Here is a 12,057-nt window from a genome sequence, read left to right as displayed (position 1 = left end):
ATGCAGAAAATACAGCTATGAGAGACTTTTTACTAAAACTAACCAGTTATCATTTATAGTAATATATAGAAAATCAACAAATCAACCGAGGATGAATTTTGTTCTATAAAGGAGATTCCCATGGAAGAAGTAAAAGTTGTGTATGCGTTGATTAAAAGTAAATGTAATCAGATATTAATGGTGGATAATCATGAAGGACACTGGTCACTTCCAGGTGGAAGAGTTGAACCTGATGAGACGTTAATAGAAGCTGCTATACGTGAAGTGTATGAAGAAACAGGTTTTGAAGTAGAAATAGGGAATTTAATTGCTGTTAACGAAGCGAAATATGTAAAGAGGAATCATCACGCTATCCTTTTTACATTTGAAGCACGAATTGTTGGAGGAACCGAAGCGATTAAAAAGCCAAACGAGATATTGCAAATTGAATGGGTTGACATTGAACAGGCAAATGAACGAATGCCGTATTACTCAGGAGGACTTAATAAAATGCTGACAGGATACGCCCTATATAATAATCAAGGAACAATAGGGTAATGGCAGTAATCGTCAGGCTAGTTTGGGTCAAGTTGTAAACAAAAGAAACAAAACAGTGGGGAACGAATGCTCCCCACTGTTTTGTACGTTACTTAGCTGATATTTTCTTTAATCGTTTTGGAAAATGTGATTGATTTATTCTCGCTAACAAATGTTGAGCCTAAAAGGAGTGCGCCACCTAGCATTTGAACAATGGTCATTTGTTCTTGCAGGATAATGGCAGAAATTAATATAGCTACAAATGGGTCTACATAGCTTAACATAGCAATACTCTGTCCTTTTAATTTTTGCATCCCCGAGAAAAATAACCAAAATCCAATTCCAGTGTTTACAATCCCTAAAATGATGATAAAAGGAACGGATGATCCAGATACTCCAAAGATACCGAATCCTTCGGTGAAAAACACATATGGCAAGAGCAGGAATGCTGTTAATCCAAGTTGGATGATTGTAATCTCCAGCCTGCCCATGCGGTGTATAAATTTATTTAGTAACATCAATGCAGCGTAAAATGCAGCCGCAACTAATCCGAAAAAGATCCCAAGCAGATCGTCTGTTCCAGATGCATTTATGCCATTTCCAACAATCAATAACATGCCTATAATCGCTACACCAATACAAACCATTTTTTGACAGATAATTGTTCCTTAAGAACAAATGGTGAGAGAATCATGACAAACACAGGTGCAAAGTAATACCCTAGTGTTGCATTAGTAAGTGTTGTATGATCGTACGATTGATAAAGAAAGATCCAATTCCCTCCTAATGCAATACCAGAAAGAAATAAGATGTAAGCATTCGCTTTCACTAATTTCCATGGAATGGTTTTCTTCATCATCATAAACACGACTATTAAAAATAGACATCCAATTGAACTGCTTAGTAAAGCTGTTTCACTCGAAGATAAATCAATGTATCTTACAACTAAACCCATTGTGCCGAAAATGATCATTGATAATATAAACTGAATCTTAGATTTCATTGTCTACTCCTTCGAATCTGCGAAACAGCTTATATTTCGCAGATTCTTAATCTGTTTTAAATATAAGCTTATTCACTGCTGATTCAACAGCTGGAGTAAACGGCGGTGGCGGTGAAGTAGAAAATGGCTTCCAAGTGTATAGATTTGTATTTGAGAGTAGCATGTTAATCCCCCTATTTATATTAATTTTTTAAAAAGTTTTGATATTGCGAAAAAGTTGGTTCAAGATAGATTATACATGAAACCTTATAAATGTTTTATATTAATTGTGACTTCCTGGTAATTCATAAAATAACAGATTTAGAGGTAATATCTCTACTCGGAACACCACACAAAAGGAACTCTTATCGCAGAATGATTCTGCTAAGGCCCTTTACCTTATTTACTTTTACTTATACGGTAAATCTATTTTAGCGAATAAGCCTTAAAGAAAAGATTTATTGATGTTCTGTCAGAATTAATGTCATCAAGTACGATAACTTCTGTCAGGGAAGTTATATAATAGGCTATATCAATTGTGATCGGAGTGTGATTGGATGCAAACGAAGAAAGTTTATCTTTATGTATGTAATACAATGTCAGATTGGGAATATGGATATTTAATCGCTGAACTAAACTCAGGAAGATATTTCAAAAAAGATGCAGTACCTTTAAAAGTAGTTACAGTAGGAGTTAATCAAGAAATGATTACTACAATGGGAGGTCTGAGCATAAAACCAGATATTTCCGTTGGTGAGTGCACTCTTGAGAGTAAAGATCTTCTCATTTTACCTGGAGCGAATACTTGGGGAGAAGATATTCATCAGCCTATCTTGAAAATTGTTGGCGAAGCTTTAGAGCTTGGCACTATTGTTGCTGCAATTTGCGGTGCAACGGAGGGCCTCGCCAATATGGGATACCTAGATTCCAGAAAGCATACTAGCAATGACTTAGAGTATCTTAAAATGGTCTGTCCTCATTATAAAGGAGAAACGTTTTATGAGGTGGGGCCTGCGGTATCTGGTGAGAATTTGATTACTGCGTCAGGAGTAGCTCCTCTGGAATTTGCGATGGAAGTATTGAAAACATTAGATGTATTTGCGCCAGATACATTACATTCATGGTATAACCTCAATAAGACACATCAGCCTGAATACTTCTACGAATTAATGAATTCAATAGAGAGATGAGCGAATCATTCAACTGAGTTTTATATACTTGAGACGATGACAAACATGTTTTAACAATACTCAGAAGTGATGTTGTAATGAAAACAAGCTTTCATAAAACAAAGCAATGTTGAGGGCTTAGTTTAAGTATAGTAAAGGGAAAAAGCTTAATCTTTTTGGGAGATTAGGCTTTTTTTCTAAAGTCTAATATTGGCTTTCGGATATACATGTATTCATTCATAACAGTTTGGTATAAAACCGTCTTCAGCAGATTTTAGGGATTTCTATTTTCTCGAGTTAGTTCGTTTAGGATTTAGGTCGTATTTGTGAATAGGTAAATGAAAGATTTTCTAAAGAGCTAACAGATAGAAAGGATGATAATGGATGAAGGAATATTTTACAATTGGAGAAACAGCCCGTCTCAATAACATCTCAATTCAAACATTGCGCTATTATGATAGGATCGGAGTTTTCAAGCCTCATTATACAGATCAGGATAATGGCTATCGATATTACCATGTGAAACAGTTCTTTTATTTAGATATTATCAAGTATCTAAAATATATTAGAACACCTCTGGAAGAAATCAAGCGTTTCAGCTCAAATACTTGTACCCCTGAATATATGCAACACTTTCTTGAGGAGCAAGAAAACATGATTGTGCAAGAAATGGAAAAACTCGAACGTGCCCGGCAATTACTTCATAGAAGAAGGAATCAGCTTAATGAACAAGTAGACATATGCAATAAAAAAGATGAAGGTTTCGTTTATTTTCGTTATATAGATGAACAAACAATAATAAAAGTGGAGACGCCTCGAGTTAATCCTCATCATCAATCAGATTTGTATTACAGAAAGCTGGCTGATGTTGTAGAAAAAATAGGAGATGTAGTAGATAACTATTATGGATTCATTTATGCTTTCAAGCCCTATAAGGATTCTCGTGAAATTTATTGCAACAGTATTTATACGACTGTTCGCAATGGAAAAGAGATAGACATAGGAGAAAAAAACATAACGCTGACACGATCCCGTCCGGTGAATATGTATGTATCGCATTTGATTGGTCTGCAAAAAATTATGATGAATATTATCGTAAGCTTTATCAATATATTGAATCTCATGGCATCCAAACAGATGGAAAAGTATATCAAGTTTCTCTTCCAATCGACTTTCACTCATTAAGAGAAGAAAACTTCCTTACAGAATTAAGAGTGCTAAAAAAATAACTAATTCTTGACCCTATAGTTGCTATAGGGTTTATGATTTGTGCATCTTCTTATGAATATTTGAAAGGGAGGATGTATAAGATGACAAGATGCTTCGGTTACTCGTGACGCAATGGCAAGGCGGAAACCAACCGTCATGTACTGAGAGCCCATTTATTAACTGGCTTGCACCTTAAAACGAAAGGTCCATTTGAAGAAGTGCCTGTCGATTTTGATGCGAGCCTTGAAAAAGAGCAGGGGATTGTTGGTAGGAGTGTTTTATTAAAGCGAGCTTGATCTGCCAAAAGCTTAATTCATAAGCACAGGCTTGATCGTATTATCGTTCTTGGCGGCGAGGTGCAGAACTTGCTCCTTTTGCATCCTTAAACGAAACATACGATGGAGATACTGCTTTGTTATGGGTTGATTCACACCCTGACGTTATCGCTACGGCTGTAGTGAAGGAAGATAGATTCATCATAACAATGCAGTGAATCATATTAGAGCTGTGCATGCTGCTTTAGCTTTACGTTGAAACACGTTTTATCGTATCTAAAATCCTAATAAAAAATGAATCTGAAAAAAGGAGCGATGAATATGAGAGCACCGGTAGATGAACCAATTTGGTACGCCTACCCTGGAATGGTAGCTGTAGTTACGGCTCAATATGAAGGCGAAAAAAACGCAATGGCTTCCGGGTGGCATACGTATATCGGATCTTCTCCAGGAATGTATGGGATATCAGTAAACAAAGAGACATATACGTACAAAATGATTGAGAAAAGTGGTGTTTTCGGTGTGAATTTTCTTCCAGGGAGATGTTCGGAATTAATTCAAGCTTTAGGCACCCATAGTGGCAGAGATATCAATAAGTTTGAAGAATTTAATATTCAATCCGAAGAAGGATTAAAAGCTGAGATACCGATTTTAACTGATGCGTATTTTGCTTATGAGTGTAAAGTACACAGTATGTCCACTTTGGGCGATCAAGAGTGGATTGTGGGAGAAGTTTTACAGAGATATCAAGATAAAGAGCTTTTCTTAAGAAATGGAATGCCAAATTTAGAAAAGTTGGATATTCCGCTTCATATTGGAAAGTCCAGCTACCGAATATTAAATTGTAAAGCAGAGGAACGTCAGCACGCATTTGATTCCAAAGCTGATTGAAACAATCAGGTTCCTCCACCTTCATTGTTACGTGGCATACATGCTCATAACACCACTATGTGCGGTTTGCGATAGAAATTGACCCTCAATATATGCTTTTAGATGAGGTGATGAAGCAATAAATGACGTAACAGTAAACGTATTTTACTGATTAAATACCCGTTACCGACTCCATTTTTTAAATCGCATTTCATATAAACATATAGAAATGATGGGAAAGTGAATATACGGAGTGTAAAGAAAATAAGCTTTGATTTAGGGGCCTAGTAGGTGAATAATCCATGAAGGTTCAAGTCTCTCGGCCGCATCAAAGATACCAAGGGTTGTAGACCCCTGGTATTTTTTAATGTTCTCTTTAGTTTTGCAGTTTTTTTCTTTTTGTTTCACTCGTTAAAGTGAAATGGAATAAACAAAGGTTTTCCCCGTTTTTGAAGAGTCTATCTTACTTTGCGAATCGCCGAGCAGCTGCCACGCACAATATAACGGCGATATTCACTGCTACGAGTGCCCAGCCCACTTTCTCGTGCAGAATCACTGAGGCAAGCAGCAGTCCAAAGAAGGGCTGGAGAAGCTGCAGCTGTCCAACCGCCGCAATACCGCCTTGTGCGAGACCACGATACCAGAACACGAAGCCAATCAGCATGCTGAATAAGGATACATACGCAAGACTGAGCAGTGCAGGAACGCCGACGCCCGACCATGAGCCTGGCGTAAAATAGAATGACAATGGCAGCATAAGAGGAAGTGACAGAACGAGAGCCCAAGAGATCACCTGCCAGTTTCCCAGGCGCCGTGAGAGCCGGGCCCCTTCTGCATAACCGAGCCCGCATACGACGATAGAAGCCAGCATGTACGCGTCACCGATCGGGGAAGATTCTCCGCCTTGGATGAGGGCGAATCCTGCTACTAGTAAGCTGCCTGCAGCGGAGAAAATCCAGAAAGCTGGCCGGGGGCGTTCCCCTCCCCGCAGTACGCCGAAGATCGCCGTCGCGAGCGGAAGAAGCCCAATGAAAACAATGGCATGGGCGGATGTGACATACTGAAGCGCCAAGGCTGTCAGCAATGGGAAACCGACCACCACGCCGAACGCTACCACCAATAGCGCAGTTATGTCACCGTTGGCGGGTCGCTGCTGCCGGAAGATGAGAAGGAGCGCCCCGGCCAATACACCAGCTATTGCAGCGCGGCATACGGTGAGGAACAACGGATCGAAGTCTGCCACAGCCAAGCGGGTCGCAGGCAGCGATCCGCTGAAAATGAGTACGCCTATAAAACCATTTATCCAGCCATTTGTTGTTTTGTTCATTGCAATCACTCCAAATATATTTCTTTTTCATGATCTGGATGTTCTTAACAAAACCAGTATCTAAGGATTACAATGACTATAAACTGTAATTGACCTTTTAAAAACAGCCAGTTTTCTTAAAAAATTGCATACCAGTTAGGGGAAACGCGCAAATGGATATCACACCTTTTTTAAATAGAAATCTGGATATTCCGCTTTATCAGCAGCTTTATCAGTATTTCAAAGAAAACATGCATCAGGGGCGTATTCGAAAAGGAATGAAACTGCCATCAAAGAGGCTCCTGGCGAGTCAGCTTTCCATCAGTCACACGACTGTAGAACGTGCCTATGAACAGCTTACTGCTGAAGGCTATATTGTGAGCAAGCCAAGAAGCGGATGGTTTGCTGATTATAATGATGCTGATTTTGTCCATAGTAAAATGCTTAGCACATCACCAGCGAGACAAAAAGCGCAAGAAAATGAACAATGGATTGATTTTCACTATGGAAATGTAGATTCTTCTCACTTCCCTTTTTCCGCTTGGCGAAAAAGTATGGTCAATAGTTTAGACCAATATGGCCACGAGCTTTATCGGCCAGGAAATGTCTTAGGGGAGCTTGAGCTGAGGACACTTATTGCAGAGTATCTGTATCAATCACGCGGAGTTCATTGTGTCCCTGAACAAGTGATCATAGGTGCCGGAAACCCTTTTCTTCTGCAAATCTTGTGCCAGGTTTTTGAACCGGATATTTTCATAGGATATGAGGATCCGGGTTATCCAAGAGCTCGGAAGATTTTTGAAGCCAATCGTATGAATATCGTTCCTATACCGGTCGACGATGAAGGGATTTGTATACAGAAGATCAAAGAACAGCAGCCAGACCTTGTATATGTCACACCTTCTCATCAATTTACGCTGGGAACAATCATGACGATTAACAGAAGAATGCAGCTGCTCAAATGGGCGGCAGAAAATCAATCATTCATCATAGAGGACGATTATGACGGGGAATTTAGATACACAGGACAGCCGGTCCCATCCTTACAAGGGCTTGACCAGCATAACCGTGTCATTTATATGGGCACCTTTTCCAAATCTCTTCTTCCTTCGCTGCGTATCAGCTATATGATTCTCCCTTCGCCTCTTTTAAAAAAAGGCCATGACATCACTTCTTTATATAAGCAAACAGTGTCCTGCCACAGTCAGCTGACGCTGGCTCAATTTATAAAAAATGGAGAGTGGCAAAAACACATCAACAGAATGAGAAAGCTATATCGAAAAAAAAGACAAGTTTTATTAGAGACTGTGCAAAAAGAATTAGGAAAACATGTCAGGATTCGCGGGGAAAATTCTGGCCTTCGTATCATACTGGACGTTTTCTTGCCATTCAGTGAAAAAGAGTTAATTGAGAAGGCAAAGGAATATGGAGTGAAAATTTATCCGGTTTCTCTTTCTTATAAAAAACATCCTCCTGCAAAAACTGTCTCACTGGGATTTGCAGGGGTTTCTGAAGTTGACATACGAGAAGGCATAAAAAAGCTGAAAGCTGCTTGGAGGATATGAGAGGTCAGGAGTCATTAGGAGATGATGGCTTTTAAAATATCCCCAGCTATGAATGAAAATACTGAAGATATAAGTGGCCCTCAGTCTCCCGCTCCTGATAAGTTTTGAATGCTTTTTGACTGGATACTCCTATATGAACCTTCTTCAGCATCAAATACTTCAGATGATAGGCAATTGATGAAGCTTTAAGTGAGATTTTTTTATTTGCTCATGTCAGTGCTACAATAAACAAGTACACAAATGACAAAATAGAGGTGTAAGAATGAAGTTAGATGAGTTTACAATCGGTCAGGTATTCAAAACGAAATCTTTAACATTAACAAAAGATGATATTATGCGGTTTGCAAGTGGACCCTCAATATATGCATGTAGATGAAGAAAAAGCGAATAAGGGCAGATTTAATGGAATTATCGCTTCTGGCACACAAACACTGGCCATTTCTTTTAAACTTTGGATTGAAGAAGGTTTGTATGGAGACGATGTGATAGCCGGAACAGAAATGAATCATATTACATTCATAAAACCCGTTTTTCCAGATGATGAACTGCATACAATCGTTGAGGTGCTTGATAAGCAGCCAAAGAGAAATGAATTGGGAATCCTCACTGTATTGTTATCTGCTTATAATCAAAAAGAAGAAAAAGTATTTGAAGGTGAGTTATCGGTATTGATGAAGCAATAACTCAGAAAGCCCGCTTTCCTAAAGCGGGCTCGATTGAATAAGCTGATGTGTGAAAGACTTTAGCGAGTTTCTTTTGAAAAATAAGAGGTTAACACATCATAAACAATAGGCAAAGAAGTAAAACCCTCATTTTCTAAAAAATGACCCCCGTGCTGGACTTCGTATAACGCAGCGTCAATTTGTTGTGCCAGCTCCTTGCTCCATGAAAATGGAACAATTTGGTCGTTCTTAGAAGCAATGACGGCGCGGTGCTTCGCGGTCTCGATGATTTTTTGATGATCAAACGATCCCTGTGTAAATTCATCTAACATCTTTAAAGTGGGCAATGATTTGGCAAAGCCGGAAACCAGTATGATTCCGCCAAGCTGTTTTCGTAATTGAATATGTTCCAAAAATCTTAAAAGGGCGGGGCACCCTAGGCTGTGCGCAACCAAATACGTATTTTCATCTAAAGTGTGTTGATAAAAAGAGAGTGTATCCAGCCAATCCTCAAGTCTTGGCTCGAGCGGATGAGGCATGTTTAAAATGTCTGCTTGGACCCCATCTGCGAGCAGACGTTTTTTCAGCCAAGGGAACCAATGATTTGTTGAGGAGGCTCTGTAGCCATGAATGATATAGACTTGTTTTGTCATTTTTTCCTCCAAACGAAGTATTTTCATTCAGTATAAAATTCCTCTCATTGGGAAACAAGTACGCACTTTTTTGTAAGTAGCTTTTACATATGAGACATTCCTTGTGCCATTCCCCACTTACACATTTCTTCTATGAGGGGATACAAAGATCGCCCTCTGTCAGATAACGAATACTCTACTTTCAGTGGGACTTGAGAGACCTCAGACCGATGAATAAGGCCGTCAATTTGTAATTCCTTAAGCTGTGCGCTTAACATTTTATGGGTGATGAAGGGCATAGCCCTTTTCAGCTCGCCGTATCTCATCGTTTTTTCACACCCTAACTCATAGAGAATTCTCATTTTCCATTTGCCCCCTATAAGAGATAAGGTGTATTCAAATGGGGCTTGTTTACTGCGGCACAGGCTATTCATTGTAATCAAACCTCCTTTTTAAAGTATAATAACAGAATAAATCAGGAATTTCGGTGTTGAAGTTTAAAGGGCCTGGCGGGTAAATCTGAGGCGGCTCACGTTCTCTCGGCTGCGAACATGAAACCAAGGATCTTGCTAGTTATTTGGCCAGGGTTGAAGCATAATCTGTCAGAGCTTGCATCAAATGATATTTGTGACCTGATTCACGATCTGAACTGAAAGGGCGATTTGTTCGACAGACGGCACGGGCAAATTGAATGTTCCAAGTCAAAGAGGGTAATCTTACTGTTAATTACTTTATTTGAAAAAAACGATGTTTTTAGCTGAAAATATCTATTATGGTATAGTTAAATATAACGAAATATTTGAGAAATGAGGAATGGTATGTATACAGTCAAAAAACATAAAAAATTTAAAGCGAAAATGATTCTGCAAGTCATAATGGTTATTATTGGAGGAATTATAGCGGCATATGGACTGGAAACAGTGCTCATTCCAAACAGTGTATCTGATGGAGGGGTGACAGGCCTTAGTATCGTTGGTTCACAGCTATTTGATTTGCCGCTAGGGGTCCTTATTGCAGCATTAAACATCCCGTTTGTCTGGTTAGGATATAAGCAAATCGGGAAAGACTTTGCATTATTATCCATTATCGGAATCGTATCACTTGCCGCTGGCACAATGTTTTTCCACCACACTCCAGCCATCATAGAGGGGGATACCCTGTTAATAACCGTTGTTGGCGGGATTATCCTTGGATTGGGAATGGGGTTAGCGTTACGTAACGGCGGCGCATTGGATGGAATTGATATGCTCGCTGTGCTGCTGTCTCGAAAATTGCCATTTGGAACGAGCGATCTCATTTTATTCTTAAACCTTTTTGTGTTTATTTTTGTATCCCTTGTATTTGGCTTACAAGGGGCATTACTGTCAGTCATTGCTTACTACATTGCGTCCAAAGTCATACATATCGTTGAGGAAGGCTTAAGCGGTTCTAAAACCTTTCAAATTATTTCAACCCAGCCTGAATTAATGGTAGAGACAATACGTGATCAGTTAGGTCGAAGCGCTACCTATAAAGAAGCTTATGGCGGTTTTTCCAACGAGAAATTTAAAGAAATCACATGTGTCATCAACCGCCTTGAAGAAACAAAACTAAAGGAAATTATTAATGAAATTGATAAAAATGCCTTTGTTACCGTATATGACGTAGCTGAAGTGAAGGGCAGTAATTTTAGAAGACATACGAGTCATTAGAGAAGAACACAACTTCTAACCCGAAAGCGAGATACCTCAGAATTTTTATATTAAATTGTTTTTGTCTTTACGCTCAGAAAATAAGGTAGCAAGCAAGTCAGTATGTTAAAGTCTGTACTGGAATTCCATTGCCTTCTGTCTCGTATAATGAGAATAGGGGGCTTTTTTTGTATAAGGTTATGCTTAAATGGAGGGATTTATTTGAATATTGAGCTGCAAGAAATAGATATGTTACAGGCGGATTCTGGTCCTTATGGGATAGCGGTCTCTCGTGAAGGAAATGTATGGTTTACTCAACATAAAGCAAATAAAATCAGTTGTCTTCATCAAAATGGAACAATCAAAGAATGTATTGTTCCAACTCCTGATGCACGAGTGCTGTGTTTGACCATATCTTCAATAGGTGATATTTGGTTTACTGAAAATGGGACTGATAAAATTGGAAGGCTTTCAGAAACGGGCGTATTTACAGAGTACCCATTACCTCATCCAAATTCAGCGCCATATGGAATTGCTGAAGGTCTTAACGGTGATATTTGGTTTACTGAAATGAATGGAAATCGCATAGGGAGATTGACAGCAGAAGGGGTGATTCATGAATACGAACTGCCGAATAAAGAATCATATCCTTCTTTTATTACGTTGGGGCCCGATGACTCACTTTGGTTCACTGAAAACCAAAACAATGCGATCGGCAAGATAACCCGTTCAGGAGAAATAACGGAATACCCAATCCCAACACCGGGAGCAGCGCCAGTAGGTCTTGCCAACGGAAATGATGGTGCCCTTTGGTTTACAGAAATAATGGGAAATAAAATAGGAAGGATCACGATGTCCGGCGAAATAACGGAATATGATATTCCTACACCAAATGCCCGGCCTCATGCTATTGCGGCGGGAGTCGAATCGGATTTATGGTTCACTGAATGGGGAGCAAATAAAATAGGAAGATTGACGAAAGAGAGAACCTTTGAAGAATATACAATCAAAACCTCTAATGGCGAACCTCACGGAATTGGCTGTGACAAAGAAGGCTGCGTATGGTTCGCATTAGAGTGTAATAAAATCGGAAAGCTGCGTTTACTGAAATAAAGAGAAAGTGCTGAAAGAATAACATAGAGGATTTAAAAAGCATACCAAGAACATCGTATGCTTTTTCATTTGCATAAAACGCCATAAT

At 39.2% G+C, this 12,057-nt stretch carries 9 protein-coding genes and 3 pseudogenes; 8 read left to right on the top strand and 4 right to left on the bottom strand.

Translation table 11 applies throughout. The features are described 5' to 3' along the window. Positions 1 to 120: 120 nt before the first annotated feature. Entirely contained in the window at positions 121 to 537 is a 417-nt protein-coding gene (locus H7F27_RS18030; protein WP_185848255.1) for an NUDIX hydrolase, read from the top strand. 92 nt (positions 538 to 629) lie between these two features. On the opposite strand, the pseudogene H7F27_RS18025 reads toward H7F27_RS18030, so the two are convergent. Beyond that, a pseudogene (locus tag H7F27_RS18025) lies at positions 630 to 1,519 on the bottom strand (DMT family transporter). Between the two features lie 536 nt (positions 1,520 to 2,055). Here H7F27_RS18025 and H7F27_RS18020 point away from each other — a divergent pair. The 3 genes and pseudogenes from H7F27_RS18020 to H7F27_RS18010 all read left to right on the top strand — a co-directional run bounded on the left by H7F27_RS18020 (position 2,056) and on the right by H7F27_RS18010 (position 5,042). Continuing rightward, the gene (locus H7F27_RS18020; protein WP_095714164.1) at positions 2,056 to 2,688 is read left to right on the top strand and encodes a type 1 glutamine amidotransferase family protein; all 633 of its coding nucleotides are present in this window, start codon (positions 2,056 to 2,058) and stop codon (positions 2,686 to 2,688) included. A gap of 363 nt (positions 2,689 to 3,051) precedes the next feature. Beyond that, a pseudogene (locus H7F27_RS18015) lies at positions 3,052 to 3,896 on the top strand (MerR family transcriptional regulator). A gap of 576 nt (positions 3,897 to 4,472) precedes the next feature. After that, positions 4,473 to 5,042, top strand: a complete 570-nt coding sequence (locus tag H7F27_RS18010; RefSeq protein WP_185848254.1) for a flavin reductase family protein — start codon at positions 4,473 to 4,475, stop codon at positions 5,040 to 5,042. Between the two features lie 442 nt (positions 5,043 to 5,484). Here the strand turns inward: H7F27_RS18010 and H7F27_RS18005 are convergent, their stop codons facing one another. Then, on the bottom strand, positions 5,485 to 6,348 hold the full coding sequence (locus tag H7F27_RS18005) for a DMT family transporter (protein ID WP_185848253.1): 864 nt from the start codon (positions 6,346 to 6,348) through the stop codon (positions 5,485 to 5,487). A 152-nt stretch (positions 6,349 to 6,500) separates the two neighbouring features. Between H7F27_RS18005 and H7F27_RS18000 the strand changes: the two genes are divergently transcribed. Together H7F27_RS18000 and H7F27_RS17995 are read left to right on the top strand one after the other, a co-directional pair. Then, on the top strand, positions 6,501 to 7,892 hold the full coding sequence (locus tag H7F27_RS18000) for a MocR-like pyridoxine biosynthesis transcription factor PdxR (protein WP_185848252.1): 1,392 nt from the start codon (positions 6,501 to 6,503) through the stop codon (positions 7,890 to 7,892). A 262-nt stretch (positions 7,893 to 8,154) separates the two neighbouring features. Next, positions 8,155 to 8,575, top strand: a pseudogene (locus tag H7F27_RS17995) (MaoC family dehydratase). Positions 8,576 to 8,634: 59 nt separating this feature from the next. Here H7F27_RS17995 and H7F27_RS17990 read toward each other — a convergent pair. Further along, positions 8,635 to 9,207, bottom strand: coding sequence for an alpha/beta hydrolase (locus H7F27_RS17990; RefSeq protein WP_105955125.1), 573 nt, complete (start codon positions 9,205 to 9,207; stop codon positions 8,635 to 8,637). Positions 9,208 to 9,290: 83 nt separating this feature from the next. After that, entirely contained in the window at positions 9,291 to 9,620 is a 330-nt protein-coding gene (locus tag H7F27_RS17985) for a winged helix-turn-helix transcriptional regulator (RefSeq protein WP_105991439.1), read from the bottom strand. A 384-nt stretch (positions 9,621 to 10,004) separates the two neighbouring features. Here H7F27_RS17985 and H7F27_RS17980 point away from each other — a divergent pair, with 384 nt between their 5' ends. Together H7F27_RS17980 and H7F27_RS17975 are read left to right on the top strand one after the other, a co-directional pair. Continuing rightward, the gene (locus H7F27_RS17980) at positions 10,005 to 10,877 is read left to right on the top strand and encodes a YitT family protein (RefSeq protein WP_105955123.1); all 873 of its coding nucleotides are present in this window, start codon (positions 10,005 to 10,007) and stop codon (positions 10,875 to 10,877) included. A gap of 201 nt (positions 10,878 to 11,078) precedes the next feature. Then, complete coding sequence (locus H7F27_RS17975) at positions 11,079 to 11,969, top strand: Vgb family protein (RefSeq protein ID WP_185848251.1); 891 nt, start codon at positions 11,079 to 11,081, stop codon at positions 11,967 to 11,969. The last annotated feature ends 88 nt before the right edge of the window (positions 11,970 to 12,057 follow it).

It is taken from the genome of Bacillus sp. PAMC26543 (assembly GCF_014250375.1).
Lineage (GTDB): Bacteria > Bacillota > Bacilli > Bacillales > Bacillaceae > Bacillus > Bacillus halotolerans.
Note: the sequence above shows the minus strand (reverse complement) of the source record. Positions and strands in the feature narration are given on the sequence as shown.

Coding starts and splice junctions, on each gene's coding strand:
- H7F27_RS17985 (WP_105991439.1), bottom strand. CDS start 9,620: ATGAATAGCCTGTGCCGCAGTAAACAAGCCCCATTTGAATACACCTTA.
- H7F27_RS18000 (WP_185848252.1), top strand. CDS start 6,501: ATGGATATCACACCTTTTTTAAATAGAAATCTGGATATTCCGCTTTAT.
- H7F27_RS18030 (WP_185848255.1), top strand. CDS start 121: ATGGAAGAAGTAAAAGTTGTGTATGCGTTGATTAAAAGTAAATGTAAT.
- H7F27_RS18020 (WP_095714164.1), top strand. CDS start 2,056: ATGCAAACGAAGAAAGTTTATCTTTATGTATGTAATACAATGTCAGAT.
- H7F27_RS18005 (WP_185848253.1), bottom strand. CDS start 6,348: ATGAACAAAACAACAAATGGCTGGATAAATGGTTTTATAGGCGTACTC.
- H7F27_RS17990 (WP_105955125.1), bottom strand. CDS start 9,207: ATGACAAAACAAGTCTATATCATTCATGGCTACAGAGCCTCCTCAACA.
- H7F27_RS18010 (WP_185848254.1), top strand. CDS start 4,473: ATGAGAGCACCGGTAGATGAACCAATTTGGTACGCCTACCCTGGAATG.
- H7F27_RS17980 (WP_105955123.1), top strand. CDS start 10,005: ATGTATACAGTCAAAAAACATAAAAAATTTAAAGCGAAAATGATTCTG.